The organism is Bradyrhizobium sp. LM2.9 (assembly GCF_054056555.1).
Genome location: NZ_JBSRYJ010000002.1, coordinates 6713004 through 6738760, shown reverse-complemented (window position 1 = coordinate 6738760; position 25757 = coordinate 6713004). Strand labels below are relative to the sequence as shown.

General features: G+C 64.6%; 18 protein-coding genes and 3 pseudogenes. 15 read left to right on the top strand and 6 right to left on the bottom strand.

All coding sequences use genetic code 11. The annotated features are described in order from the left end of the window. Positions 1 to 18 precede the first annotated feature (18 nt). A complete protein-coding gene (locus ACVWW3_RS34450) occupies positions 19 to 1275 on the bottom strand; it encodes an aminopeptidase (protein WP_247448432.1) in 1257 nt (418 codons plus the stop codon). Positions 1276 to 1388: 113 nt separating this feature from the next. Next, positions 1389 to 2750 (bottom strand): 3-carboxy-cis,cis-muconate cycloisomerase, encoded by a 1362-nt coding sequence (pcaB, locus tag ACVWW3_RS34445; RefSeq protein ID WP_456651722.1) that lies wholly within the window; start codon positions 2748 to 2750, stop codon positions 1389 to 1391. Between the two features lie 303 nt (positions 2751 to 3053). On the opposite strand from pcaB, the gene ACVWW3_RS34440 reads away from it, so the two are divergent. After that, positions 3054 to 4613, top strand: a complete 1560-nt coding sequence (locus tag ACVWW3_RS34440; RefSeq protein ID WP_456651723.1) for a winged helix-turn-helix domain-containing protein — start codon at positions 3054 to 3056, stop codon at positions 4611 to 4613. A gap of 49 nt (positions 4614 to 4662) precedes the next feature. Here ACVWW3_RS34440 and ACVWW3_RS34435 read toward each other — a convergent pair whose 3' ends face one another. Further along, positions 4663 to 5085 carry a GFA family protein gene (locus ACVWW3_RS34435; RefSeq protein ID WP_247344269.1) on the bottom strand — a complete coding sequence of 141 codons (423 nt, stop codon included), beginning with the start codon at positions 5083 to 5085 and terminating at the stop codon, positions 4663 to 4665. A gap of 227 nt (positions 5086 to 5312) precedes the next feature. Further along, positions 5313 to 6098: a methanethiol S-methyltransferase gene (mddA, locus tag ACVWW3_RS34430; RefSeq protein WP_456651724.1), complete on the bottom strand. Its 786-nt coding sequence runs from the start codon at positions 6096 to 6098 to the stop codon at positions 5313 to 5315. Positions 6099 to 6232: 134 nt separating this feature from the next. Between mddA and ACVWW3_RS34425 the strand changes: the two genes are divergently transcribed. Then, positions 6233 to 7783 carry a winged helix-turn-helix domain-containing protein gene (locus tag ACVWW3_RS34425; protein WP_456651725.1) on the top strand — a complete coding sequence of 517 codons (1551 nt, stop codon included), beginning with the start codon at positions 6233 to 6235 and terminating at the stop codon, positions 7781 to 7783. 18 nt (positions 7784 to 7801) lie between these two features. On the opposite strand, the gene ACVWW3_RS34420 is transcribed toward ACVWW3_RS34425, so the two are convergent. Beyond that, entirely contained in the window at positions 7802 to 8032 is a 231-nt protein-coding gene (locus ACVWW3_RS34420; RefSeq protein ID WP_456651726.1) for a hypothetical protein, read from the bottom strand. A 175-nt stretch (positions 8033 to 8207) separates the two neighbouring features. Between ACVWW3_RS34420 and ACVWW3_RS34415 the strand changes: the two genes are divergently transcribed. From ACVWW3_RS34415 to ACVWW3_RS34385, 7 genes are all read left to right on the top strand, one after another. Continuing rightward, entirely contained in the window at positions 8208 to 9758 is a 1551-nt protein-coding gene (locus ACVWW3_RS34415; protein ID WP_456651727.1) for an ABC transporter substrate-binding protein, read from the top strand. A 200-nt stretch (positions 9759 to 9958) separates the two neighbouring features. After that, positions 9959 to 10930 (top strand): ABC transporter permease, encoded by a 972-nt coding sequence (locus tag ACVWW3_RS34410; RefSeq protein WP_456651728.1) that lies wholly within the window; start codon positions 9959 to 9961, stop codon positions 10928 to 10930. After that, a complete protein-coding gene (locus ACVWW3_RS34405; RefSeq protein ID WP_247344285.1) occupies positions 10927 to 11766 on the top strand; it encodes an ABC transporter permease in 840 nt (279 codons plus the stop codon). The genes ACVWW3_RS34410 and ACVWW3_RS34405 overlap by 4 nt, the downstream gene beginning before the upstream one ends. Positions 11767 to 11768: 2 nt before the next feature. Further along, positions 11769 to 13520 (top strand): ABC transporter ATP-binding protein, encoded by a 1752-nt coding sequence (locus ACVWW3_RS34400; RefSeq protein WP_456672291.1) that lies wholly within the window; start codon positions 11769 to 11771, stop codon positions 13518 to 13520. Positions 13521 to 13571: 51 nt separating this feature from the next. Then, entirely contained in the window at positions 13572 to 13736 is a 165-nt protein-coding gene (locus ACVWW3_RS34395; protein WP_247344290.1) for a hypothetical protein, read from the top strand. Then, entirely contained in the window at positions 13733 to 13942 is a 210-nt protein-coding gene (locus ACVWW3_RS34390) for a hypothetical protein (protein WP_247344293.1), read from the top strand. Before ACVWW3_RS34395 ends, ACVWW3_RS34390 begins: the two co-directional genes overlap by 4 nt. Before the next feature lie 102 nt (positions 13943 to 14044). Then, positions 14045 to 14980 carry an AEC family transporter gene (locus ACVWW3_RS34385; protein ID WP_456651730.1) on the top strand — a complete coding sequence of 312 codons (936 nt, stop codon included), beginning with the start codon at positions 14045 to 14047 and terminating at the stop codon, positions 14978 to 14980. A 17-nt stretch (positions 14981 to 14997) separates the two neighbouring features. Here the strand turns inward: ACVWW3_RS34385 and ACVWW3_RS34380 are convergent, their stop codons facing one another. Next, positions 14998 to 15288: a hypothetical protein gene (locus tag ACVWW3_RS34380; protein ID WP_456651731.1), complete on the bottom strand. Its 291-nt coding sequence runs from the start codon at positions 15286 to 15288 to the stop codon at positions 14998 to 15000. 446 nt (positions 15289 to 15734) lie between these two features. On the opposite strand from ACVWW3_RS34380, the gene ACVWW3_RS34375 reads away from it, so the two are divergent. The 6 genes and pseudogenes from ACVWW3_RS34375 to ACVWW3_RS34350 all read left to right on the top strand — a co-directional run bounded on the left by ACVWW3_RS34375 (position 15735) and on the right by ACVWW3_RS34350 (position 25748). After that, positions 15735 to 16067 carry a hypothetical protein gene (locus tag ACVWW3_RS34375; protein WP_456651732.1) on the top strand — a complete coding sequence of 111 codons (333 nt, stop codon included), beginning with the start codon at positions 15735 to 15737 and terminating at the stop codon, positions 16065 to 16067. Between the two features lie 223 nt (positions 16068 to 16290). Then, positions 16291 to 17017: pseudogene (locus tag ACVWW3_RS34370) on the top strand (outer membrane protein). 163 nt (positions 17018 to 17180) lie between these two features. After that, positions 17181 to 19340, top strand: a complete 2160-nt coding sequence (locus tag ACVWW3_RS34365; RefSeq protein WP_456651733.1) for a methyl-accepting chemotaxis protein — start codon at positions 17181 to 17183, stop codon at positions 19338 to 19340. 128 nt (positions 19341 to 19468) lie between these two features. Continuing rightward, positions 19469 to 20530, top strand: coding sequence for an MBL fold metallo-hydrolase (locus tag ACVWW3_RS34360; RefSeq protein WP_456651734.1), 1062 nt, complete (start codon positions 19469 to 19471; stop codon positions 20528 to 20530). A gap of 201 nt (positions 20531 to 20731) precedes the next feature. Next, positions 20732 to 21963, top strand: a pseudogene (gene hemA / locus ACVWW3_RS34355) (5-aminolevulinate synthase). Between the two features lie 273 nt (positions 21964 to 22236). Next, positions 22237 to 25748, top strand: a pseudogene (locus ACVWW3_RS34350) (PAS domain-containing hybrid sensor histidine kinase/response regulator). The last annotated feature ends 9 nt before the right edge of the window (positions 25749 to 25757 follow it).

The following is a 25757-nucleotide window of genomic DNA, read 5'->3' as shown; positions in this document are numbered from 1 at the left end:
GATGGGCCGCAAGACGCGTTACTTCGCCCATTCGCCCTTGCGAAACACCGGCACCTTGCTTCCGTCGGCGAGAATGCCGTCGATGTCGGTCTCGGCCGAGCCGATCATCCAGTCGATATGGATCAGGCTCTGGTTGCCGCCTTGCGCGGCGATTTGCTGCGGCGTGAGCTGCGCGCCGTTGACGAAGCACTTCGAATAGCACTGGCCGAGCGCGATGTGCGAGGCCGCATTCTCGTCGAACAGCGTGTTGTAGAACAACAGCCCGCTCTGCGAGATCGGCGACGAATGCGGCACCAGCGCGACTTCGCCGAGACGGCGCGCGCCCTCGTCGGTGTCCAGCACCTTGTTCAGCACCTCCGCGCCGCGCGAGGCTTTTGCGTCGACGATCCTGCCGTCCTCGAAGCGCACCGCGATGTTATCGATCAGCGTGCCCTGGTAGGACAGCGGCTTCGAGCTCACGACATGGCCGTAGACCCGCCGGCAATGCGGCGTGGTGAAAACCTCTTCAGTCGGAATGTTGGCGTTGCAGCTGATTCCGTTCTTGGACAGCGAGGCCCCGCCCTCCCACTCGTGTCCGTCGGCAAGCCCGATGGTGAGGTCGGTGCCGGGACCTGAATATTGCAGCGCGCGAAAATGCTGGCCGTTGAGCCAGTTGGTGCGCTCACGCAGCACCGCATTGTGGCTCGCCCAATTGCCCATCGCGTCCTCGCGGTCGACGCGCGAAGCGGCAAAGATCGCATCGGCCAGCTTGCCGATCGCAACGTCTTCCGGATCGTTCGGAAACACCTGCTTCGCCCAGGACGGGCTGGGATAGGCGATGATGTTCCAGTTGGTGTCGAAGTTGACGATTTTCTCCAGCGCCGGCTGATAGGCCATCGAATTGGCCTTGCTGGCGCGCGCCACCTTGGACGGATCTTCGTCCGACAGCAGCATCGGATTGTCCCCGACGATGGCGAGCCGCGCCGTGTTATTGGAGAATGCCTTCGCCATGCCGTCATAGAGCCAGTTGGCGGCGCGATCGAAGCTGTTGTCGTGGCCGTGGCGGTAGCGCGCCAGCGTCATCTCTTCGTCGGAGAGTATCGGCGTCACAATGCCGGCGCCGGCTTTGTAGGCATGCACGGCGATCCGCCGCACCAGCGGCAACGCGATCGCGGGCGCCGTCAAGAGCACATCCTGGCCCGGCCGCAAGCCCAGGCCCACCTTCACCGCCACCTCGGCCAGCCGGTCGAGCTTCACGGGATCGATGGGAGGGGAGGTGATGCGTTGATCAGTCATGCCAGATCCTCTGCCGAACGTCTCTCACTCAATCTAAGTCTAGCATTGCGAGACACAAGTGTGCGAGTGCCTTGCGACACGCCAAAGATACGCAGTTTCATGCATTTTGGTTTTCAACGCGTTGCCGATTTCAGCACCCGGTCGACCATGGCGGGAGCAAGGCCGAGGTAATTTTTCGGTGATGTGAGCGCCTCGATCGTGGCACGGTCGATTCTGGCAGAGACGCGGGCGTCGGACGAGAGCGCGTCCGCCAGCGTCAGGCCGTTCTCATTGGCGAGCCGGCAGGCGTCATAGACCACGTCATGCGCCTCCTGCCGCCCGATCTGCGGCGCGAGCCCCATCATGACCGCTTCGGCCACGATCAGACCGCGGCTGACGGCGAGATTCTCATTCATCTTGCTTTCGTCCACGATGAGGCCGGCGAGCGCGAACTTCGCCTGGTGCAAGGCGCCGGCGGTCAGCACGAAGCCCTCCGGGATCGCCATCCATTCGGCGTGCCAGGGCCCGGTGGCCCGCTCGAAATCCTGCACCATGGCATCCAGCATGAGGCCGGCGTGCTGGCGCACCGCCTTGGACGCAGCGAGCATCAGCTCCGAGGAGATCGGGTTGCGCTTCTGCGGCATGGTCGAAGAAGCGCCGCGCCCCTTGACGAACGGCTCGTAGACCTCGCCGAATTCGGTCGAGGCCATGATCATGATGTCGAGCGCGATCTTGCCGAGCGAGCCGGTGACGAGTGCGAGAAAGTTCACGGTCTCGGCAAAGCCGTCGCGTGCGACGTGCCAGGTCGAGGCGGGAACGCCGAGCTTCAGCTCAGCGCAGAGCGCTTCCTGCACCTCAAAGCCCTTGTCGCCGAGCGAGGCCAGCGTGCCGGCCGCGCCGGCGAACTGGCCGACCAGGACGCGCGGCTTCAATTGTGCCAGACGTTCGGCGTGGCGGTCGAACATCGCGAGCCAGATCGCGGTCTTGTAGCCGAAGGTGACCGGCAGTGCCTGCTGGAGATGGGTGCGGCCCGCCATCGGCGTGTCGCGGTAGCGCTTCGAGATGTCAGCGAGGATCTGGCGCAGGGCGGCGATGTCCTGTTCGACGATCTCAAGCCCGGCGCGCAGTTGCAGCACCACGGCGGTGTCCATGATGTCCTGCGTGGTCGCACCCCAATGCACATAGCGGCCGGCGTCGCCGCATTGCTTCACCATCTGATGCACCAGGGGCAAGATCGGATAGCCGACGACATCGGTCTCCTGCCGCAACAGATCGAAATCGAATGCGGCAACATCGGTCCGCGCCGCGATCTGATCGGCGGCATCCTGCGGGATCACCCCGCACTTCGCTTCCGCCTTCGCCAGCGCCACTTCGACCTCGGCATAGCGCGCGACCGTCGCAACGTCGGAAAACACCTCCCGCATCTGCGGCGTACCGAAGGCATCGCGGAACAAGATAGAATCGAGCACGGTGGTCGAGGCGGGAAAAGCGGGCATGAGCGTTTCTTCGTGGTTTGTGTTCTGTGTGAGGCAGCTTACGCAGACGGAGCTGTTCGGCAATGGACAAAGCCCCCTACTCCCGTCATTCCGGGGCGGGCGTAGCCCGGTGCATCCGGTCGCGACCATCCGGCTTCAATCGCCACATTCTCGTCGAAGTTGCATTCCTCCTCACAAACCGCATGGCAGCCATCACGCGATCGTGGTGAACCGGACAGGCCCCTCGGCGGACTCACAGACTTCAGTCGAAATCCGTTTTGATTTTACTATTGCCGATGTCATCGTAAGGTTTGAGTCTTCGACGTGCAGTTTCTGTTCCGGGATCATCTGCTCGATACCGACTTGCGCGAACTGAGCCGCGAGCAGGTTCCCGTTGCCGTGGAGCCGCAGGTCTTCGATCTCGTCGTCCACCTCATGGAGAACCGCGACCGGGTGGTCAGCAAGGACGAGCTTATCGACAAGATCTGGCACGGGCGCAGCGTCTCCGAATCCACTCTGACCAGCCGGATCAATGCGGCACGCAAGGCGGTCGGCGACAGCGGCGCGAGCCAGGCGCTGATCCGCACCATCTCACGCAAGGGTTTTCGTTTCGTCGGCGATGTCGAGACCAAGCGTGGGGCGACCGCTCCGGAACCCGGTTTCGGCGCGAAGGTTCTGCAGGCCCCGCTCGCACTACCGGACCGGCCGGCGATCGCGGTGCTGCCCTTCACCAACATGAGCGGCGACCGCGAGCAGGATTATTTCTCCGACGGGATCAGCGAGGACATCATCACAGCGCTGTCGAAGCTGCGCTGGTTCTTCGTCGTCGCGCGCAACTCCTCCTTCGTCTACAAGGGCCGCGCCGTGCACATGCACGAGGTCGCGCGAGATCTCGGCGTGCGCTACGTGCTCGAAGGCAGCGTGCGGCGGAGCGGCGATCGCGTGCGCATCTCCGCGCAGCTCAACGACGTCTCGACCGGCAGCCATCTCTGGGCCGAACGATACGATCGCGAGCTTGCCGACATCTTCGCCGTGCAGGACGAGATCACCGAGGCGATCGTCGCCGCGATCGAGCCGCAGCTCTATACCGCCGAAAGTTTTCGCGCCCAGCAGAAGCCGCCGGGAAGCCTGGATGCCTGGGACCTCGTGATGCGCGCCTTGTCGCATTACTGGCGTATCACCCGCGAGGACAATGCCGCCGCGCAAGAACTGCTCGAAAAGGCCGTCGCGCTCGATCCCGCCTATGGCAAGGCGCTCGGCCTGCTCGCGACCAGCCACATCTTCGGCGCGCATATGGGCTGGGCCGGCATGGCCGCGACCGTGCCGGTCGCCGAGCGCGCGGCGCTCGCGGCGGTGGAGGCCGATCGTGAGGATGCCTGGGCCCATCACGGCCTCGCTTACACTTATCTATTCCGCCGCCGTTTCGACGACGCGCTGGCGGAATTCGAGCTGACGCTGGAGCTCAATCCGAACTTTGCGATGGCGCACGCCTTCCACGGCGTGACGCTGTGCTACGCGGGACGATGGCAGGACGGCGATGCCGCCGCGCGCCGCGCGCTGCGGCTCAGCCCGCGCGATCCGCTCGCGGCGATCTATTGCGGCGTTGCCGCCTATGCCCGTTTCATCGGCCACGACTACGAAGGCGCCACGCAGATGGCGCGCGAATCGATGCGGCAGCGCGCCGATTTCGTCGGCGCGCATCGCGTGCTGACGGCCGCCGCCGGAATGTCAGGGGATCCCGCGCTCGCGGCTTCCGCACTGGAAGGCCTGCGCCGCGCCCAACCCGGCATCTCGCTCGCCTGGGTCACGCGCGAGCTGCCGATGCTGCGGGAAGAGGATCGCGAGCATTACCTCGAGGGATTGCGGCGCGCAGGGATGAGGTAGCTAACCTCTCCTCTCCCGCTCGCGAGGAGAGGAGAGGAGAAGGGCACCGCTACTCCTGCATCATCTCGCCGCTGCCGCCGAACTCGGCCGGAAAATCCTTCAGCTTGGGCAGGCCGTCGCGCATTGGCAGCACTGTCTCGGCGTAATTGACGTGAACGCCGGGCGCGAATGCCAGCGTAGGGATGGTGGCGGTGAAGACATCGACCAGGCCGAGCGGCGGATGGTTGGTCATGAGATGGCCGCCGCACTTCCGGCAATATTTGCGCTGGCTGAGCGGTGTCTTGGTAAAGGTCTCGACGTTCTGTGCGCCTTCGGTGATGCGCACGGCTTCGGGCTTCCACAGGCTGAAGGCGTTCACCGGTCCGCCCGACCACGAGCGGCAGGAGCGGCAATGGCAATAACCCATCGCCTCCGGCGCGTCCGTGACCTCGATTGTGACCGCGCCGCAGAAGCAGCTTCCGACATGTTTCATTTGGTCGTCTCCGTTGATGAAGGTTTAAATTCCTCTCCCCGCTCCTGTTTGCCGGTAACTCGGCAGAACGGATGCGGGGCCGCGACGAGCTTTGCTCGCACTGATAGCGTCGGGGTGAGGGGGATTCACCCCGAGAAACGTTGAAGGCCGGGTCGGCAAGCTCCGTTACGCGCCTCGGCGCCGCCGCGCATCCTCCGTTCGGCCGACGCGGCGGAAATGCGCGCCAACTATAGTGACTTGCGCCAGGGAATAAGCATCGACACACGTTGTTTGTACTGCCGATACTCGTCGCCGAAGAGATCGACGAGGTCGTGCTCCTCCAGCGCAATGCCGACGAAGATGTAGAGCGTGGTCACGGCGGCGAACAGCAGATGGCCCGCGGTCATGACCGGCGCCGCCCAGAACGCGATGATGAAGCCGAGATAGATCGGATGGCGAACGAACTTGTAGAGCAGCGGCGTCTTGAAGCGCGCCGGCGACGCCTCCCTGCCGACGAGATGATTGGTCACCTGATGCAATCCGAACAACTCGAAGTGATTGATGATGAAGGTCGAGGTGAACACCAGGACCCAGCCCGCCAGCGACAGCGTGACGATCGTCACAGCAAGATCCGGGTTCGCGACGTCCCATATGACCGTGGGCAGCGGACGCCACTGCCAGAACAGGAGGAGCAATGACAGGCTCGCAAACAGCACATAGGTGCTGCGCTCGACCGGCTTGGGGACGTACTGCGTCCACCATGCCTTGAATTGCTGCCGCGCCATCACGCTGTGCTGGACCGCAAACAGGGCCATCAGGAGCAGATTGATGATGACGGCCTCGGCCGCGGGCGTGTCGGTCCCGGTGTCGATAGTCTTCGGCACCACCAGCCCCATGACGAAGCCGATGGCGTAGAGAATGGTGACAAAAAAAACGAGATACGCCGCAATTCCGTACAGAAAGGCGATGAACCTGAAAATGCGTGAGCCCGCAACCGGGCCGACGGGATGAACCTGATGATCAATTTGGGTCATAAACAGCTCCGTTGTGCCAAAACGCCGGCACTTCATTGGTCGCTGCACCATGCCGCATCGGAGTGCCGAAGACTTTTGCGGACGGTTGATTTTCGCCTGAGACGACTTTGATTTTTGCTTGAGACGACAGAAACGTGCGATTTCGCTTTGAAAACAACCTGCTCGACGGCGACCTGCGGGAACTGACCTGCAGCGGAGCCGCCGTTCCGTTGCAGCCGCAGGTGTTCGATCTCCTGCTCTATCTGGTGGCGCAGCGCACCCGTGTGGTCAGCAAGGATGACCTGATCAGCCAGATCTGGAGCGATCGGATCATTTCGGACTCCGCCCTGAACAGCCGGATCAACGCCGCGCGCAAGGCGCTCGGTGACGACGGTGCGAGCCAGCGGCTGATCAAGACCATTCCGCGCAAGGGCTTTCGTTTCGTCGGCGAAGTCCGGGAAGAATTGGCATTCGCCCCGCCGTCCGCTGAGCCCGTCGCTGCCCTGCCGCGTGCCCAGACGGAGCGTCCGGCGATTGCAGTGCTCGCTTTCGAGAACATGAGCGGCGATCCCGCACAGGACTATTTCGGCGACGGGATCAGCGAGGACATCCTCACCGCGTTGTCGAAGCAACGCTGGTTCCTGGTGATCGCCCGCAACTCGTCCTTCACCTACAAGGGACGCGCGGTCCACATCCGGCAGATCGCCCAGGAGCTCGGCGTCCGCTACATCGTCGAAGGCAGCGTGCGCAAGGCGGACAACCGGGTGCGCATCACCGCGCAGCTCAACGACGCCACAACCGGCAGCCATCTCTGGGCCGAGCGCTACGATCGCGAGCTGGTCGATGTGTTCGCCGTGCAAGACGAGATCACCAACGCGATCGCCGCGGCGATCGAGCCGCAGATTCACGCAGCGGAAAGTTTTCGCGCCCATCGCAAGCCCCCTGCGAGCCTGGACGCCTGGGACCTGCTGATGCGGGCGCTGTCGCATTACTGGCGCGTGACGCGGCGGGATCACGAGACCGCGCGGACGCTGCTGGAGCGTGCGGTCGAGATCGACCCGAACTACGGCCAGGCGCTGTCGGTGCTCGCGGCGAACCACATGTTCGGCGTGCATCTCGGCTGGACCGAGCTTGCCGTGGTGGCGCCGGCGGCGGAGGCCGCCGCGCTCGCCGCGGTGCGCTGCGACCATGAGGATGCCTGGGCGCATGCCGCGCTCGGCAGTGTCTGCTTCTCGACACGAAGACTTGCGGACGCACTGTCTGAGTTCGAGCAGGCGCTCGCGCTCAATCCGAACTTCTCGCTGGCGCAGAGCTATTACGCGCTGGCGCTGTCCTATGCCGGGCGGCCGAAGGAATCGTTCGAGGCAGCGCAGAGGGCAATGCGGCTCTCGCCGCGTGATCCGTCCCTGGCGATCTATCACGGCATCGCCGGCTATGCCCGCTTCACGGAGCGGCGCTATGGCGAGGCCATCGCGCTCGCGCGCGAGGCGATCCGCCACCGCGGCGACCTCACCGGCGCCTACCGCGTGCTCGCGGTTTCTGCCGGCATGACCGGCGACGGCGTGCTTGCGGAGATGGCGCTGAGCGAGCTCCGCCGCACCCAGCCCGGCATCTCGCTGCATTGGATCGCGACGCAATTGCCGTGGGCCAACGAGGCCGATCGCGAGCACTATATGGAGGGATTCCGGCGAGCGGGCTTGCGTTAGACGATCCGCATGCCGGGTCTACGTCGGGCTTCCGGCGCAGATGGACGACGACGTCGAGAGCCGCGCAATCTCGTGGCCCGGGAGCGCCTCGGGCATTTTGGTGAAGGTCTGGCCCTGGCCTGAGGCGCAGATGCGCTCGCGCGACGGCCCGCAGCGCTCGAGCCGGATGCGGGCGCGGCCGTCCTCGACCAGCCGGGTCCCGCCCGGATCGGGCGGCGCTGCGGCGCCGGCTTGGCCGCCAAAGGCCATCACGGGACGCGCTGTACATTTTTTGTGCGAACACTGTCGAGACTTTCATCTTGCGGCGCCGAATGGGACTATGTGAGCCTCGATAGCGGATGGGGACTGGGATGGGCCGGCCGCAGCTTAGCGCGCCACGACGTGCGAAGCGTTCGCGGCTGGTCTCGCTTGAGAAAGATACGACATGTCGAAACGAGTGTTGCTTGGACTCCTCCTGGCCTGCGGCCTCACGGCCCCGGCGCTGGCGCAAGAGCCGAAAACAGGGGGCGCGATCAATGTCGTGATCCAGCCCGAGCCGCCCGGCCTGATGATGGCGATGGTCCAGAACGGCCCGGTGCAGATGGTGGCGGGCAACATTTTCGAAGGCCTGCTTCGCTACAGCCCCAAGCTCGAACCGCAGCCGGAGCTCGCCGAGAGCTGGAGCGTCAGCGAAGACGCAAAAACCTACACCTTCAAGCTGAGGAAGGGCGTGACCTGGCATGACGGCAAGCCCTTCACCGCCGCCGACGTGCTGTTCTCGGTCGAGATGCTGAAGCAGACTCATGCGCGCGCCCGCAACAACCTTGCGCAGGTCGACAAGGTCGAGGCGCCCGACGACACCACGGTGGTGTTCACACTGAAGCAGCCGTTCGGTCCGTTCCTCGGCATCTTCGAGGTCGGCTCGATGCCGATGGTACCGAAGCATCTCTATGAAGGCACCGACTGGAAGACCAATCCCTACAACAACGCCCCTGTCGGCACCGGCCCCTTCATGTTCAAGGAATGGCAGAAGGGCTCTTTCATCCGCCTGGTCAAGAACCCGAACTATTACGAGAAGGGCAAACCCTATCTCGACGATATCTACTGGCAGATCATTCCCGATGCCGCGGCGCGCTCCGTGGCGTACGAGACCGGCAAGGTCGACGTACTGCCCGGCGGCTCGGTCGAGAATTTCGACGTGCCCCGTCTCTCCAAGCTGAAGGACACCTGCGTCACCGGCGCCGGCTGGGAGTTCTTCTCGCCGCTGGCCTGGCTGTGGCTCAACAACCGCCAGGGTCCGCTCGCGGACAAGCGGGTGCGGCAGGCGATCATGTATGCGATCGACCGCGAGTTCGCCAAGGACGTGATCTGGAACGGGCTCGGCAAGGTTGCGACCGGCCCATCGGCCTCGACCATCAAATATTACACCGACGACGTGCCGAAGTACCCCTACGATCCCGCCAAGGCCAAGACGCTGCTGAAGGAAGCCGGCTACAAGGGCGAGAAGATCCGCCTTCTGCCGCTCGCCTATGGCGAGACCTGGCAGCGCTGGGGTGAAGCCGTGAAGCAGAACCTTCAGGACGTCGGCATGAACATCGAGACCATCGCCACCGACGTTGCCGGCGGCAACCAGAAGATCGGCGACTGGGACTACGACATCGCCTTCACCTATCTCTACCAATATGGCGATCCCGCGCTCGGCGTCGGCCGAAACTACGTCTCAAGCGCCATCGCCAAGGGCCAGGTGTTCAACAACGTCGAGGGCTACTCCAACCCGGAAATCGACAAGCTGTTCGCCGACGGCGCGGTGGCGACGCCCGACTCCAAGCGCAAGGAGATCTACGAGAAGGCGCAGAAGATCCTGGTCGAAGACGTGCCGGTGGCCTGGATGCTCGAGCTGCAATTCCCGACCATTATGCGCTGCAAGGTCAAGAACCTGATCACCACGGGCGTCGGGATCAATGATGGCTTCAAGGACGCGTGGCTCGACAAGTGAGGAGACGCGCTCCGAACTCCCCTTACCTCTCCCGCTTGCGGGAGAGGTCGCTACGCTCGAAGAGCGTAGCGGGTGAGGGTTCTCTCCACTTGGCAAATCCCTCTGCGGAAATACCCTCTCCCCTACCCTCTCCCGCGAGCGGGAGAGGGGGCGCACCGCTGTTGCCGCTGCGTTCAACCTGATCTGATCGCCATCTAACAATGCTCTCCTTCATCGCTCAGCGTGACCTGAAGGGCGTGATCGTCCTGCTCGCGATCGTCGTCCTCAATTTCTTCCTGATCCGGCTTGCGCCCGGCGACCCCGCGGTCGTGATGGCGGGCGAGGCCGGTGCAAGTGACCAGATCTTCGTCCAGCAGCTCAGGCAGAAGTTCGGCCTCGACACGCCGCTGCCCGAGCAGCTCTTCGTCTACGTCAAGGGCGTCGTGACGCTCGACCTCGGCTTCTCCTTCCGCCAGCAGGCACCAGTGTCGAAGCTGATCCTGGAGCGGCTGCCGGCGACGCTGTTGCTGACGCTGACCGCGTTCGCGATCTCGCTGATGCTCGGCATCCTGTTCGGCACCTTCGCGGCGCGCTTCGCGGGGACGTGGCTCGACACCGCCATCACGATCTTCGCGCTGATCTTCTACGCCATGCCGCTTTTCTGGGTGGCGCTGATGGGCATCCTGTTGTTCTCGGTCGCTGTCGATTGGCTGCCGAGCTTCGGCTACGAGACCGTCGGCGCCAATTTCACCGGTCTTGCCCATGTGGTCGATGTCGCAAGGCACCTGATCATGCCGGCGATGACGCTCGGCCTGTTCTTCATGGCGACCTACACCCGCATGACGCGCGCCTCGATGCTGGAGGTGAAGCGGCTCGACTTCGTCAAGACCGCGCGTGCGAAAGGCCTGTCCGATGCCGTGATCCAGCGCCGCCACGTGCTCCGCAACGCGCTGCTGCCCGTCGTGACGCTCGCCGGCGTCCATTCCGGCACGCTGATCGGCGGCGCCGTCATCACCGAGACCGTGTTCGCCTGGCCGGGCATCGGACGGCTGATGTACGACGCCCTGCTGCAGCGGGACTACAATCTACTGCTTGGTGTCTTCGTGATCTGCTCCGCCATGGTCCTGACATTCAATCTCATCACCGACCTGGTCTATCGCCTGGTCGACCCGCGCATCGAATTCACCGCATGAAACAGTTCTGGAAATCGATGCTGAGGAGCCCGAGCGGCGTCATCGGGCTCATCATCCTGCTTCTTGCGATCGCACTCGCGGTGTTCGGTCCGATGCTGTTCCCGAACTCGCCCTGGCGCATGGTGCAGCGGCCGTTCCTGCCGCCGTTCACGCTCTCGACCGTGCCGCTCGGCACCGACGCGCTCGGCCGCGACGTGTTCGCCGGCATGATCTTTGGCGCTCGCGTCTCGCTGCTTGTGGGCCTTGTCTCCACACTGGTGGCTCTGGTCGTCGGCCTGCCGATCGGCGCCATGGCCGGCTATTTCGGCGGCAAGGTCGACGACGCCTTGATGCGCTTCACCGAATTCTTCCAGACCATTCCGAGCTTTGCGCTCGCGATCGTGCTGGTCGCGATCCTGCAGCCCTCGATCTATTCGATCGTCGCCTCGATCGCATTGGTGAGCTGGCCGCCGGTCGCGCGTCTCGTCCGCGGCGAGGTGCTGTCGCTGCGCACGCGGGAGTACGTCCAGGCCGCCGTGGTGACTGGCCAGAGCAACACCTGGATCATCCTGCGCGAAATCCTGCCGAACACGCTGTCGCCGGTGATTGTGCTGGCCTCGCTGATGGTGGCGACCGCGATCCTCCTGGAATCCTCGCTGTCGTTCCTCGGCCTTGGCGATCCCAATCTGATCTCCTGGGGCTACATGGTCGGTGCCGGCCGCACCGTGATCCGCCAGGCCTGGTGGATCACCGTGTTTCCCGGCGTCGCGATCCTGATCTCGGTGCTCGGCCTCAATTTGATCGGCGAAGGCCTCAACGACGCGCTCAATCCGCGCTTGTCGCGGGAGGGACGCTAGAGATGACCGCACCGCTCGCCGTCTCCATCAAGAATCTGCGGATCGCGCTGCCCAAGGGCGCCGAGCGTCCCTTCGCTGTCGACGGCGTCTCGCTCGACCTGCGGCCCGGCAAGATCGTCTGCGTTGTCGGCGAGTCCGGCTCCGGCAAATCGATGTGCGCGCATGCGCTGATGGGTCTGTTGCCGGACACGGTCTGCGTCACCTCCGGCGAGATCCAGTTCGAAGGCCGCGACCTGCTCAAGCTGGATGACGACGGCTGGCGCGATCTGCGCGGCCGCCGGCTCGCGATGATCTTTCAGGAGCCGATGACCGCGCTCAATCCGTTGATGCGGATCGGCGACCAGATGGCGGAGATGTTCGAGGCGCACGGCCTGCTCACCCCGAGGGAGCGGCGCGCAAGGGCACTGGCGCTGGCGCGGGAGGTCGGCCTGCCCGAGCCCGAGCGCATCGTGCGCGCCTATCCGCACCAGCTCTCCGGCGGCCAGCGCCAGCGCGCCATGATCGCGATGGCGCTGGCGCTCGAACCGGCGGTGCTGGTCGCCGACGAGCCGACCACGGCGCTCGACGTCACGACGCAGGCACAGATCCTGAAGCTGATCCGCAACCTCCAGCGCAACCGCAACATGGCGGTGATGTTCATCACCCATGATTTCGGCGTGGTCTCCGACATCGCCGATCAGGTCGTAGTGCTCCGCCACGGCAAGGTCGTGGAGGAGGGTCCCGCTGCAACCGTCTTCAACGCGCCGCAGCACGACTACACCAAGGCGCTGCTCGCCGCGGTGCCGTCGATGGATCCGCCGGCGCGCGCGCCGCTGGACGATCAGGCCAGAGCCGTCGAGGTGATCGGATTGGACAAGACTTACGTCACCTCGGGCGGCTGGTTTCGCGAAGACCGCCGCGTCGATGCCGCGCGCGCGGTCAATTTCAACATCCTCAAGGGCGAGACGCTCGGTCTCGTCGGCGAATCCGGCTCCGGCAAATCGTCGGTGGCGCGGCTCGCGATGCGGCTGATCGAAGCCGACCGCGGCACGGTGCGGATCGGCGAGACCGATCTCACCTCACTCTCGGGCAAAGCGCTGCGCGCCGAGCGACATCGCATCCAGATGATCTTTCAGGATCCGTTCGCCTCGCTCAATCCGCGCCGCAAGGTCGGTCACATCATCGCCGACGGTCCTATCGCGGCGGGCACCGATCCGAAAGTGGCATTCGACCGCGCCCGCGATCTGCTCAGGATGGTCGGCCTCGATGCCGGCGCGCTCGAGCGCTATCCGCATGAATTCTCCGGCGGCCAGCGCGAGCGCATCGGCATTGCGCGCGCGCTCGCGCTCGAGCCTGAGATCATCGTCGCCGACGAAGCCGTCTCCGCGCTCGACGTCTCCGTGCAGGCGCAGGTCTTGAAGTTGCTCGAAGACCTCAAGGCACGCCTCGGCCTCTCGATGCTGTTCATCACCCACGATCTGCGCGTCGCAGCCCAAATCTGTGACCGGATCGCGGTGATGCAGCGCGGCGCCATCGTCGAGTTGAAAACGACCGCGCAGCTGTTCGCCGCGCCCGAGCATGCCTATACGCGCGAGCTGCTGGCGGCGGTTACCGGGACGCGAGGAGCGCACGCCGGCGGCGTGAGACGAGCGGTATTCCGCTCTGGCGCCGATACTCGGCCGGATCGTCCTAGGAACAGGGCAGTCACGCGCTTGTTATTGCTCCATCAGCGTTGCTCCGGCTTCAAAGCGGCAAGCGGCGTCCTACATGCATGACATGACACACGTCATCTAATGATGACGTACCGACCAAGTTTTGGAGCGATCATGGGCGAAGTCATTCAGTTTGTCTCGAAATCGGAGCGCGAGCGAGAGCGCCTCATTCGAGAAGCACGCGCGATCTACGACAGCATCTTCCCGCCGGCTGATCCGGTCAGCGACCAGTCGAGCGGAGGTACTGCGCGTCGCAGCGACGGAGGCAATTTCGCGTGATCAAGATCATCGCCGTGCTCTGCAACCTCGCCTCTCCGGCGAATTGTCATGAGCAAACCGTCACCACGTCCGATTTCGCCGAGGTCTCGATGCAGTCCTGCCTGATGGGCGCACCGCAGCTCGCCGAATGGATGAACCAGCATCCGGCCGAGCGCCTCGCCGGATGGCGCTGCGTGATCGGCCAACAGGGCCGCAGGGGCGCCTGAGATCGCAGGGACCGGATCGAACGCCGCGGTCCGGTTGAACCGTGACGGCGGCGCATCTCCAAGCTAGGATGGCATTTATCTGCCTGGCCAAGGGGAAGCCGGATGGAGGTCGCCAGCCTCGTTCTTCCTGTTTTCGCGATCATCGTCACCGGCTGGCTCGCCGGAGAGCTCGGCTATCTCTCCCGCTCGCTTGCCGATGCCCTGGTGCATTTCGCCTACAACGTCGCGATGCCGGCGCTACTGATCGTGACGATCGCCCAGGAGCCGGCACGCAATCTGCTGGAATGGCGCTTCCTGCTCGCGTTCGGCGGCGGGTCCCTGATCTGCTTTGCGCTGGTGTTCCTGGTGGTCCGCACGGGTGGCAAGCGCGATCTCGCCAGCAGCACCATCCATGGCATGGCCGCGGCGATGACCAATACCGGCTTCGTGGCCCTGCCGATCCTGCACGCGATCTACGGCCAGCCCGCCGTCCTGCCCGCGGCGGTGGCGACGGTGTTCGTGGCCGGCGTGATGTTTCCGCTCACCGTCGTCCTGCTGGAGAGGAATGCGCGCGGGCCGGCACATTCCGCCGGACTGGTGAAGCAAATCCTGCTCAATCCGATGGTCCTGTCGACCCTCATTGGTCTCGCATGGGCGATCACCGGCTTGCCAATTCCAGCGCCGGGCATCGCCTATCTGAACATGATTGCCGCTGCGCTCACGCCCTGCGCGCTGTTTGCCATCGGACTAGGTCTGTCGGTCGAGGGACTGCGGTCGAACCTGAAGGCATCGTTCGCGCTCGCCGCCGTGAAACTGGTGGTGATGCCGCTGATCGTCTACGGACTCTGTGTGGTTTTGAGCCTCAGCCCGCTCGACACGGTCGCCGCCGTCATCTGCGCGGCAGTACCGACGGCGAAGACCGTGTATGTGCTGGCGCACGAACACAAGGTCGAGGAAAAGCTGGTCGCTGCCACGGTCTCGGTCACGACGATGCTGTCGGTCGCGACATTGCTGGTCGCGCTCTATCTTCTCTCTGGCCTCGCGACCGGCACACGGTGACCGGTATTGGACGTTCCCTATCTGAGGGGCGGGTTGGTGTTGTTCCAGGTCGGGACCGTGTTGGTGACGCCGACCGATGGCGTATTATACGTGCCGATTGACGGCGCCGTGACCGTCCCGACCGACTGCCCGGTCGACCCATAGGTCCTGGGCTGTGCCGCCGGCGATCCGGCGCTCCCATAGGTCGGAGCCACCACGCCGGTACTGTAAGATCGGCTCGACCGGTGCTTTTTGGCTTCAGCCGCAAGCGGCGCGGCAAGCAGCCCGATCGCGACGAGTACCGCAAGGGCGGGTTTGATGCTTGTCATGGCTGATCCCTTCATACGCTGCGGGCCCCTTGTGCCATTTGTTCACTCAATGGACGATTTCCATAGGCCTCCCGTTCATAACTCCGTGCGCGCGCGAAGGTGCCGGAGCGCGACTGCCGTTTCCGCTCAGATCAATGCCGAACGTCCTGCGAAAGCTCGCTCCAGTCCAGGCATGGACGGCAGAAGATTCGCCTGCTTGCGGATTTCGGTGCCAGCACCGCGCCGAACGCGGAGAGGAAGTGCAATGTCTATTGCACGCCGGATCCCGCGCATTTCGCCACGTTCAACGAAATCTACGCCCGGGCCGGCCCGTTTGACGTCGAGGTCGATTGCGTCGCGCTGGCGAGGTCACATGGATGACATCAGCGGCGGACTGCCTCGCCTTCGGATCGACCCGAATCAGCGCTAGTGCATTGGACCTCAACGACTTCGCGCATTGAGGTGACATGACCGGCCCCGAACTGAAGCAACTCCGCAACGACCTCTCCGAGGCGCTTGAGCGCAAGCTCACCGCGGCCGACATGGCCCGGCTTTGCGGATTGCCGGAGCAGGGCGGCGTCGACACCATCCGACGCTGGGAGGTGAGCGGCCCGACACCATCGGCAACCAAGGTGCTGCGCGTGCTCGCGATGGCGAGCGAGCGCCATCCGATTCTGGAGAAGTTCGACGTCTTCGATCGCCATGACGTGCGCGAGCAAGACCGGCCCGCAAAGCGCGCTGCATTCCGCGAACAGATGCGCGATGAGGCGCGGCGCCGTCTTGGTTGCCGTCTTGGTTAATGAGATACGCGCGCAAGTTACCGGAACAGCGCTGGATTAAGTCTTCCTTCACCACTTCTTAAACCGGCATTAAGCACGAAAATCATTTACAGGCCAATAAGTTAGGTTGGCTGCCGCTGTGCCATGCATGTGACAGCATTTTCGTCAAAAGCGAGCTATCTGCAAAACCAACGACGGCGCGGAAAGCGCGCCTGCCGGGGACCAAAGTGTTGGAGTTTGGACTATGAAGAAGATTCTGTTTGCGACCGTTGCGCTGCTCATGGTGGGCGCTGCTGCGCCGGCGATCGGTTGCCGATCTCGGTAACCGCAATTATTACAAGACGCCCGCGCCGGCTTATGCCGCGCCGATCTACAACTGGACGGGTTTCTACATCGGTGCGCATCTCGGTGGCGCATTCTCCAGCGACAATAATTTCAACGGCCTCTCCACCGGCAACAACGGCAATGGCCGCTTTCTCGGCGGCGTGCAGGCCGGTGCGGACTGGCAGTTCCACCCGAATTTCCTGGTCGGTGTCGAAGGCCAGTATTCCTGGCTCTCCGGTAGCGTCGGCGCGGTGTTCCCGGGCGGCGTCGCCTACACCAACGACCAGCGCGGCCTCGGCTCGATCACCGGCCGCGTCGGCTACACCTGGGGTCCGGGCCTCCTCTACGTGAAGGGCGGCTACGCTTACTCCGACAACAACGAGAAGGTCACTGTTGGCGGCGTGCCGGCCGCCTTCGTCATCGCTGGCGATCACCGCAACGGCTACACCGTCGGCGCCGGCCTCGAATACATGTTCGCCCCGAACTGGTCGGCCAAGGCCGAGTACCAGTACTACAATTTCGGCGACGCGCACTTCATCGGAGGTCCGCTGGCGGGCTCCGGCAACTTCACCACCGACGACCACACCATCAAGGCGGGCGTCAATTACCGCTTCAACTGGGCCAACTCGGCGGTCGCGCGCTACTGAACGGTTACCAAGACCTTATCGTGATGACGGGCCGGCATTGTTGCCGGCCCTTCTTTTTTCGCTGTGCGGAACGCGCGCAACCAATTGAGCAACTTGCGAATTTTTAACCCGCTCCAAGGATACTCCGCGGCGAAAACATAAGATCATGGGTGGGGGAGTTTCGATGGCGATCCGTCTTGGTGGCATTCTTGGCCCTGTCCTTGGCCGTTTCAAGCCTCGCTTCAAGATGCCGAAATGGGGCGTGCGCGGCAGCCTGTTCACGGCCTTCGCAGTGATCGCAGGCATGGGCCTCCTGATCGCCGCAGGCGCCGGCTTCGTCTTCAACCATCTCGGCAGCACCATGATGGACCTGAGCGGCCGCGACATTCCGCGCCTCTCCGCGAGCCTTCAACTCGCATCGCAAAGCGCAACGCTCGCGGCGCAGGGGCCCGGCCTCCTGGCATCGCCGTCCGACGAGGCGCTGAACGAACGCACCAAGAAGGTGCAGGAGATTCAGCAGCTCGCCATGGCCAAACTTGGCGAGATCATCGAGCTCGGCGCCGACAAGCAGATCGCGACCGCACTGCGCGACACCGCCAAGAGCATCGACGAGGCGACCCAGAGCCTGGTGTCGGCCGCGCGCGAGCGGCTCGATACCGGCGCGCTGCACGACAAGCAGTATGAGGCGCTGCGCAAGGCGCAGCTCACCTTCGTCGGTGCGGCCGGTCCTGCCATGCTGGATGCGCAAACGCGCCTGAACGCGATTCTCGGCGCGGCGGAAGTTTCCGCCGATGATGCCACCGAAGCCGCCCGCACCGTCTCCCAGGTCGCGACCATCTCCGCCAACGGGAATCTGATGGCCGCCGACATGATGGCGGCGCTATCGGCCAACAACAGCGACACGCTGGAGGCGATCGAGAAGGAGTTCAAGGCGACGCGCGACCGCGTCAAGTCGAACCTCGAGGACCTGCCGAACATGACCTCGATGCAGGCGGTGCGCGACACCGTGCAAAAGCTGTTCGCCTTCGGCGAGGGCAAGACCGGCGTGTTCAAGATCCGCCAGAAAGAGCTCGACGCCATCGACTACGGCCAGACCATTCTGGACGAGACCCGCAAGCTCAATGTCGGCCTCGGCATCAGCGTGCAGCAGCTCGTCGAGGGCGTGCAGAAGGAGACCAACGCGTCGACCTTCCAGGCGCGGCAGGAGATCTCGCTGGCGACGACCGCGATGCTGGCGCTCGGCGCGCTGATGCTGGTCGGCTCGGCGTTGTTCGTCTGGCTCTATGTCGGCCGCAACATCCTGCGCCGGATCACAGGCCTCCAGCGCGCCATGCAGCTGCTCTCGGCCGGCGATCTCGACACCGAGATCGCGCGCGCGAAGCAGAATGACGAGATCGGCACGATGACGGATACGCTTCAGGTGTTCCGCGACAGCATGATCGAAGCCCGGACCCTCGCCGGCGAGCAGGACAAGGATCGGCTCGCCAAGGCCGAGCGCGCCGCGCGCATGGAGGCGAAGATCGCCGAGTTCGAGGGGACGGTGCGCTCCGCGCTCGACAATCTCGCGCAGTCGGCCAATTCGATGCAGACGACAGCGCAGAGCATGTCGAACACCGCCGACCAGTCCAACGCGCTGGTGAACGCAGTGGCGTCGGCCGCGGAGGAAACCTCGGTCAACGTGCAGACCGTGTCATCAGGCACCGAACAGCTGTCGTCCTCGATCCAGGAGATCAGCAAGCAGGTGATCACCTCCGCCGAGATCGCCAGGAAGGCCGTCGACGAAGCCGGTTCGACGGACGCCACGGTGCAGAGCCTTGCCGACAGCGCGAGCCGCATCAACGTCGTGGTCGATTTGATCCAGACCATCGCCTCGCAGACCAATCTGCTCGCCCTCAACGCCACCATCGAGGCCGCGCGCGCGGGCGAGGCCGGCCGCGGCTTCGCGGTGGTCGCCTCCGAGGTGAAGAGCCTCGCGAGCCAGACTGCCAAGGCAACGGAAGAGATCCGCACCCAGATCGCCAGCATGCAGCAGGTCACCACCTCGGCAGTCGGCGCGATCCAGGGCATCGGCCGGATCATCGGAGAGATCAACGACGTCACCACGACGATCGCCGCCGCGGTCGAGGAGCAGGGCGCGGCGACCCGCGAGATCGCCCGCAACATCCAGCATGCGGCCGGCGGCACCAGCGAGGTCTCCAGCAACATCGTCGGCGTCTCCACGGCTTCGGCGGAAGCCGGCGCAGCAGCGAACGAAGTGCTGGGCGCCTCCGACGCGCTCCGCCGCGAAGCCGACATGCTGCGCGGAGAGATCGACGCGTTCCTCAACAACATACGGGCGGCGTAAGCCGCCGCCGGCCTGTCGTGGCTCCATCCGGGTCACGGAAAAACCCTTGCGGTATGACGGCCATGCGACGGCCGCCGCGCGGCTTTTTTCGGCTGGCGCGCCGCAGCCAGTGGGTTTAAGCCGGTAGAATGAACGCAAAAGCCGACACCGTGCAGTCCTCCGCCGAGGCCCTGCGCTATCCATGGGAACAGCATCCCGGCCCCGAAGAGGTCGTCGAGGTGAAGCCGGGCGTATTGTGGGCGCGGCTGAAACTGCCGTTCCGCCTCAACCACGTGAACATCTACCTGCTCGCCGACGGCGACGGCTATGCCATCGTCGACACCGGCTTCGGCAACGAAGAGACGATCGAGGCCTGGACCAAGCTGTTCGACGGGCCGCTGAAGGGCGTCAACATCACGCGCCTGATCGTGACCCATTCCCATCCCGATCATGTCGGTCTGGCCGGGTGGATCGTCGAGCGATTCAACTGCCCGCTGGTGATGTCGCAGGTCGAATATCTGCAATCGGTCTATCACCAGAACCGCGGCACGGAGGAGCGGCAGCAGGCGCAACGGCTGTTCTTCCGCCGCCACGGCATGGACGAGTCGCTCACCGAAAAACTGCTCGGCCGCGGCCAGGATTATCTCAAGCGTGTCTCGGTGCTGCCGCCGTCCTACCGCCGCATCTCGCATGGCGACGACGTCGTGATCGGCACGCGCCGGTTCAAGGTGATCACCGGCGGCGGTCACGCGCTCGACCAGGTGATGCTGTATTGCGCCGACGACAAGCTGTTCCTCTCGGCCGACCAGGTGCTGAGCAAGATCTCGCCGAACGTCAGCGTGTGGGCGGTCGAACCCGACCAGAACTCGCTCGGCGAATATCTGGCCTCGCTCGCCAGCCTCACCACGACGCTGCCCTATGATGTGCTGGTGCTGCCGGGCCATGGCGTGCCGTTCTACGGGCTGAAGCCCCGCATCAAGCAGCTGGCCGATCACCACGAGGAGCGCTGCCGCCTGATCGCGGAAGCCTGCCGCGAGGTGCCGCAGACCTCGCGCGCCTTGGTGCCCGTCGTGTTCAACAAGCACGTGCTCGACGAACACCAGATGGGTTTTGCCGCCGGCGAGTTGGTCGCCCATGTCAACTACATGATCGTCGAGGGCCGGCTAACGGCGGAGACGAAAGACGGCGTGCTTCAATTCAGAACGAGTTGAGCGCTGACTCCAATTCAACCGATGGTGCAGAGCAACATTGCATCTCGCGCGAACTTGATCGGGATCAAGTTTCAAATCGCACGATAGGGCATTTTGCCCAAATGCCCCGCAGGTCCAAATGTGGGATAGCGCATAGACATTAGAGCTGGAATAGCTCTAAGAAGATGCCGCCCTTTGGTCAGTTCCGTTGCAGGTTTGACGATGGATTACAGCCAGTTTTTCAATTCCGCCCTTGATCGCCTCCACACTGAGCGGCGCTACCGCGTGTTCGCCGATCTCGAGCGCATCGCCGGCCGGTTCCCGCATGCGCTCTGGCACTCGCCCAAGGGCAAGCGCGACGTCGTGATCTGGTGCTCCAACGATTATCTCGGCATGGGCCAGCACCCGAAGGTGGTCGGCGCGATGGTCGAGACAGCGACGCGCGTCGGCACCGGCGCCGGCGGCACCCGCAACATCGCCGGCACGCATCATCCGCTGGTGCAGCTCGAGGCCGAGCTCGCCGATCTCCATGGCAAGGACGCCTCGCTGCTCTTCACGTCCGGCTACGTCTCGAACCAGACCGGCATCGCGACCATCGCGAAGCTCATTCCGAACTGTCTCATTCTCTCGGACGAGCTCAACCACAATTCGATGATCGAGGGCATCCGCCAGTCCGGCTGCGAGCGGGTCGTGTTCCGCCACAACGATCTCGCCGATCTCGAAGCGCTGTTGAAGGCTGCGGGCCCGAGCCGGCCCAAGCTGATCGCCTGCGAGAGCCTTTATTCGATGGACGGCGATATCGCCCCGCTCGCAAAAATCTGCGATCTCGCCGAGAAGTACGGCGCGATGACCTATGTCGACGAAGTCCACGCCGTCGGCATGTACGGCCCGCGCGGCGGCGGCATCGCCGAGCGCGACGGCGTGATGCATCGCATCGACATTCTCGAAGGCACGCTCGCCAAGGCGTTCGGCTGCCTCGGCGGTTACATCGCCGCCAACGGACAGATCATCGACGCCGTGCGCTCTTATGCGCCGGGCTTCATCTTCACCACCGCGCTGCCGCCGGCGATCTGCTCGGCCGCCACCGCTGCGATCAAGCATCTGAAGACGTCGAACTGGGAGCGCGAGCGCCACCAGGACCGCGCCGCCCGGGTCAAGGCGATCCTCAACGCCGCCGGCCTGCCGGTGATGTCGAGCGACACCCACATCGTGCCGCTGTTCATCGGCGATGCCGAGAAGTGCAAGCAGGCTTCCGACCTCTTGCTCGAACAGCACGGCATCTACATCCAGCCGATCAACTATCCGACGGTCGCCAAGGGCACCGAGCGCCTGCGCATCACGCCCTCTCGCCCTATCACGACGACGGCCTGGTGGATCAGCTCGCCGAAGCCCTGCTCCAGGTATGGGACCGCCTCGGGCTGCCGCTGCGCGAGAAGTCGCTGGCGGCGGAGTAGCTCCGGGTCGTCCTGGCGAAAGCCTGGACCCATTACCCCGACTGTGAATTGTTGCGCTCGCTGGGGCCATCATAGGGGTGCCCATAACCATGTCCGGCTGTTATGCGTCCCGGGCTTTCGCCAGGACGACGTTGGGGTTTGCACCTTAACGACAACCCCAGTTCCCGCGCCCGCACGGCATTTCGCTGTCGCCTGCCGCCGGCCAACGCGCTAGATTTGCAGGGAAAATGAGATCGGGCGCTGCCAGCGCGCCCAGGGAGAAGCACGCTCGCCATGCTGCACGACTGGGGCGTGATCGCCGCCGCCTTCGGCTATATCGGCTTTCTGTTCCTGGTGGCGAGCCATGGCGACCGCCGCTCGCCGGCCGGGCGCGGCCGCGCCTCCGGGCTGATTTATCCGCTGTCGCTGGCGATCTACTGCACCTCCTGGACCTTCTTCGGCTCGGTCGGCTTCGCCACCCGCACGTCCACCGACTTCCTCGCGATCTATGTCGGCCCGATCCTGATGATCGGGCTCGGAGCCGGCGTACTCCGCCGCGTGATCCAGCTCGCGAAAGCCCACAACATCACCTCGATCGCCGACTTCATCGGCGCGCGCTATGGCAAGAGCCAGGCGGTGGCGGCGACCGTCGCGCTGATCGCGATCATCGGCTCGGTGCCCTATATCGCGCTCCAGCTCAAGGCGGTCGCCTCCTCGCTCGAAACCATCCTGGGCGAAGACCAGGCCTTCTCTCACATCCCCATCGTCGGCGACATGGCGCTGATGGTAACGCTGGCGATGGCGGCCTTCGCGGTGCTGTTCGGCACGCGGCAGACCGACGCCACCGAGCATCAGCACGGCCTGATGCTGGCGGTCGCAACCGAATCCATCATCAAGCTGGTCGCCTTCCTCACCGCCGGCATCTTCGTCACGTTCTGGATGTTCTCGCCGCACGAACTGATCGAGCGCGCCATGAAGACCCCGGAGGCGGTGCGCGCCATCAACTATTCGCCGTCGATCGGCAACTTCCTGACCATGACGCTGCTGTCGCTGTGCGCGATCATGCTGCTGCCGCGCCAGTTCCACGTCAGCGTGGTGGAAAATTCCTCGGATGCCGAGGTCAGCCGCGCGCGCTGGTTGTTTCCGCTCTACCTCGTCGCCATCAATCTGTTCGTGATCCCGATCGCGCTCGCCGGCCTCATCAGCTTCCCGTTCGGCACCGCCGATCCTGACATGTACGTGCTGGCGCTGCCGATGGAAGGCGGCGCGAATCTGCTCAGCGTCGCCGTCTTCGTCGGCGGCCTGTCGGCGGCGACCGCAATGGTGATCGTCGAATGCGTCGCGCTCTCCATCATGGTCTCGAACGACCTCGTGATGCCGCTGGTGCTGCAACGACGGCCGGAAGGACGCACCGGCGGCGCCGATTTCAGCGACTTCCTGTTGCGCTCGCGCCGGCTCGCGATCTTCGCCATCATGGTGATGGCCTACTTCTACTACCGCGCGCTCGGCAACACCCAGCTCGCGGCAATCGGCCTGCTGTCTTTTGCCGCCATCGCCCAGCTTGCACCAAGCTTCTTCGGCGGGCTGCTGTGGCGGCGCGCGACCGCGCGCGGCGCCATCGGCGGCATGCTGGTCGGATTCGCGGTGTGGCTCTACACGCTGTTCATCCCGAGCTTCATGGATTCCTCGACTTCGGGCATCCTGCTGCTCCAGCACGGACCGTTCGGGATCGAGGCGCTGCGGCCGCAGGCGCTGTTCGGCGCCGACCTGCCGCCACTGATGCACGGCGTCATCTGGTCGCTGTCGCTCAACATCCTCACCTATGTGCTGCTGTCGCTGGCGCGCCGGCCGTCTTCGATCGAGCTGGTGCAGGCCGATCTGTTCGTGCCCAACACGCTGGCGCCGATCTCGCCGAACTTCCGCCGCTGGCGCACCACGGTCACGGTGCAGGACATCCAGACCACGGTGGCGCAATATCTCGGGCCGGACCGCGCGCGGCATTCGTTCGAGGCATTCACCGCGCGGCGCAATGTGCGGCTGGAGCACGGGGCACCCGCCGATCTCGAGCTGTTGCAGCACGCCGAGCACCTGATCGCCTCCTCGATCGGCGCAGCCTCCTCGCGGCTCGTGATGTCGCTGCTGCTGCGCAAGCGGACGGTCTCCGCCAAGGCTGCACTCAAGCTGCTCGACGATTCCCATGCGGCGCTGCATTTCAACCGCGAGATCCTCCAGACCGCGCTCAACCATGTGCGTCAGGGCATCGCGGTGTTCGACGCCGATCTGCAACTGATCTGCTCCAACCGGCAGTTCGGCGATCTCCTCAACGTTCCCCCGCATTTCATCCAGTTCGGCACGCCGTTGCGTGAAATCCTCGAATTCATGGGCGTGAGCGAGCCGAACGATCCGGTCGAGAGCGCGAGGCCATGCTGGAACGCCGGCTCGCAGCTTACACCACCGACGGCGAGCCTTATCTGGAGCGCCTGCCCGATCGCCACATGGTGATCGAGATTTTGACCAACCGCATGCCCGGCGGCGGCTTCGTCATCACCTTCACCGACGTCACCCCCACCTTCGAGGCGGCCGCAGCGCTGGAGCGCGCCAATGCGACGCTGGAAAAGCGGGTGCGCGACCGTACCGAGGAGCTGACCCGGCTGAATTCCGAGCTGGCTCAGGCCAAGAGCGCGGCCGAAGACGCCAGCATCTCCAAGACGCGGTTCCTTGCCGCCGCCAGCCACGACATTCTCCAGCCGCTGAACGCGGCGCGGCTCTATGTCACGAGCCTGGTCGAGCGCCAGCACAGCGGCGAGGAGACGCGGCTGGTCGAGAACATCGACGAATCGCTGCAGGCGATCGAGGAGATCCTCGGCGCGCTGCTCGACATCTCCCGGCTCGACGCCGGCGCGATGACGACCTCGATCTCGAGCTTCAAGATGGCCGATCTGATGCGTTCGCTGGAGATCGAGTTTGCGCCGATCGCACGCGCCAAGAATTTGGAGCTCGCCTTCGTGCCCTGCTCGCTGCCGGTCGAGTCTGACCGCTTGCTGCTGCGGCGCCTGCTTCAAAACCTGATCTCCAACGCGATCAAATACACACCGCGCGGCCGCGTGCTGGTCGGCTGCCGCCGCCAAGGCCCCTCGCTCAAGATCTGCGTCTACGACACCGGCGTCGGCATCCCGCCGGTCAAGCGCAGCGAGATCTTCAAGGAGTTCCACCGCCTCGAGCAAGGCGCGCGGATCGCGCGCGGCCTCGGGCTCGGGCTGTCGATCGTCGAGCGGTTGGCACGGGTGCTCAATCACGGCATCGCCATCGACTCCAATGTCGGCGGCGGTTCGGTGTTCTCCGTAACTGTGCCGACGGCGAAGGCGATCACCCACACCGCCGCGGTGACGAGCGCGACGCCGCTGGCGCGCGCGCCGATCTCGGGCGCGCTCATTGTCTGCATCGAGAACGACGCGGCGATCCTCGACGGCATGCGCACGCTGCTGAAGGCGTGGGACGCCGAGGTGATCGCGGTCGCCGATCCCGAAGGCGCGATCGCCGCGATCGAAAGTGCCGGCGGCCGCGTCACCGGCCTGCTGGTCGATTATCATCTCGACCGCGGCAACGGCATCGCCGCGATCCGCGACATCCGCCGCCGGTTCGGCGACGGCATCCCCGCAATCCTGATCACCGCCGACCGCAGCCCCGCCGTGCAAATGGCTGCGCGCGAGGAAAAGGTCGCGGTGCTCAACAAGCCGGTGAAGCCGGCATCGCTGCGCGCCCTGCTCGGCCAGTGGCGCACCCAGCAGATGGTCGCGGCGGAGTGACACGCCGCA

Bases quoted from the DNA above. Each gene is read 5' to 3' on its own strand.
- ACVWW3_RS34450 (WP_247448432.1), bottom strand. From the start codon at position 1,275: ATGACTGATCAACGCATCACCTCCCCTCCCATCGATCCCGTGAAGCTC.
- ACVWW3_RS34380 (WP_456651731.1), bottom strand. From the start codon at position 15,288: ATGACAAGCATCAAACCCGCCCTTGCGGTACTCGTCGCGATCGGGCTG.
- mddA (WP_456651724.1), bottom strand. From the start codon at position 6,098: ATGACCCAAATTGATCATCAGGTTCATCCCGTCGGCCCGGTTGCGGGC.
- ACVWW3_RS34415 (WP_456651727.1), top strand. From the start codon at position 8,208: ATGTCGAAACGAGTGTTGCTTGGACTCCTCCTGGCCTGCGGCCTCACG.
- ACVWW3_RS34410 (WP_456651728.1), top strand. From the start codon at position 9,959: ATGCTCTCCTTCATCGCTCAGCGTGACCTGAAGGGCGTGATCGTCCTG.
- ACVWW3_RS34365 (WP_456651733.1), top strand. From the start codon at position 17,181: ATGGCGATCCGTCTTGGTGGCATTCTTGGCCCTGTCCTTGGCCGTTTC.
- ACVWW3_RS34420 (WP_456651726.1), bottom strand. From the start codon at position 8,032: ATGGCCTTTGGCGGCCAAGCCGGCGCCGCAGCGCCGCCCGATCCGGGC.
- ACVWW3_RS34405 (WP_247344285.1), top strand. From the start codon at position 10,927: ATGAAACAGTTCTGGAAATCGATGCTGAGGAGCCCGAGCGGCGTCATC.
- ACVWW3_RS34360 (WP_456651734.1), top strand. From the start codon at position 19,469: ATGAACGCAAAAGCCGACACCGTGCAGTCCTCCGCCGAGGCCCTGCGC.
- pcaB (WP_456651722.1), bottom strand. From the start codon at position 2,750: ATGCCCGCTTTTCCCGCCTCGACCACCGTGCTCGATTCTATCTTGTTC.
- ACVWW3_RS34435 (WP_247344269.1), bottom strand. From the start codon at position 5,085: ATGAAACATGTCGGAAGCTGCTTCTGCGGCGCGGTCACAATCGAGGTC.
- ACVWW3_RS34375 (WP_456651732.1), top strand. From the start codon at position 15,735: ATGACCGGCCCCGAACTGAAGCAACTCCGCAACGACCTCTCCGAGGCG.
- ACVWW3_RS34385 (WP_456651730.1), top strand. From the start codon at position 14,045: ATGGAGGTCGCCAGCCTCGTTCTTCCTGTTTTCGCGATCATCGTCACC.
- ACVWW3_RS34400 (WP_456672291.1), top strand. From the start codon at position 11,769: ATGACCGCACCGCTCGCCGTCTCCATCAAGAATCTGCGGATCGCGCTG.
- ACVWW3_RS34395 (WP_247344290.1), top strand. From the start codon at position 13,572: ATGGGCGAAGTCATTCAGTTTGTCTCGAAATCGGAGCGCGAGCGAGAG.